Consider the following 732-nt stretch of genomic DNA (forward strand, 5'->3'; position numbering starts at 1 on the left):
ACATACCACAAACGTTGCGCATCGGTTAAATTCGGTTGCACCGCTGCACTATCCCAAACCATCTTTAACGGGTCTAAACGGGTAATTACCGGTTCACCATCGAGGCTGTTCTCATAATCAAGCCGTGTATCAGTCCACCCCATGCCACAGATAACCGCATCTTGGAAAGCATCACTATCAGCGTATTCGGCATGCGCCATGTCCCGAAACCATTCTGCCGCACCGGTAAGCAATTCACTAGGCAATGCCTTCCCTACTTGACGTGGAATAAACTGCACTTCGCGCTTGTTATTACGCTCTGACCCCACAACGGCATTGACCAATGGGGCAATACGATTAAAGGTCATAACGGGGCGGCGTTGCTTTTTTAACGCCGATAAATCTTCTTCATTCCATTGATCACCATTGTAAAAACCAAAATCCTCCCGCGCATGTTCACGCCATTTGTTCACATGCTCCACATCTTCTTTGTACCAGCTCACAAGCTTACGAAACAAACCTTCATGAGAGAGATCAGATACGTTGCTGTCTTTCTCTAAATGTTCATCATCATGCATCATTCTGCCATCCATGAGGTACTCTCATATTCCGTTCTGCCGCTATAAGCTGGTCGCTTTTGTATTTCTTTTGGTGGTTTGTATGAAATACACATCAGTCCAAAGGCATCTGCCCCATGACTGGACCAATCGTGCTCTGCTCCCAAGCCAATATTGCGCTTCTCATCCCATTTCT

General features: G+C 46.6%; 1 protein-coding gene and 1 pseudogene. Both read right to left on the reverse strand.

What is annotated here, in order from left to right; translation table 11 throughout:
* On the reverse strand, positions 1-572 hold a 572-nt coding region (locus tag ACFIKG_RS09600; protein ID WP_375652232.1), incomplete at its 3' end, for a portal protein.
* Positions 557-732, reverse strand: a pseudogene (locus ACFIKG_RS09605) (PBSX family phage terminase large subunit); the annotation flags it as partial. The gene ACFIKG_RS09600 and the pseudogene ACFIKG_RS09605, both read right to left, overlap by 16 nt.

This window comes from Bartonella sp. LB28NMGDW, from assembly GCF_042194435.1.
Taxonomy (GTDB): domain Bacteria; phylum Pseudomonadota; class Alphaproteobacteria; order Rhizobiales; family Rhizobiaceae; genus Bartonella; species Bartonella grahamii.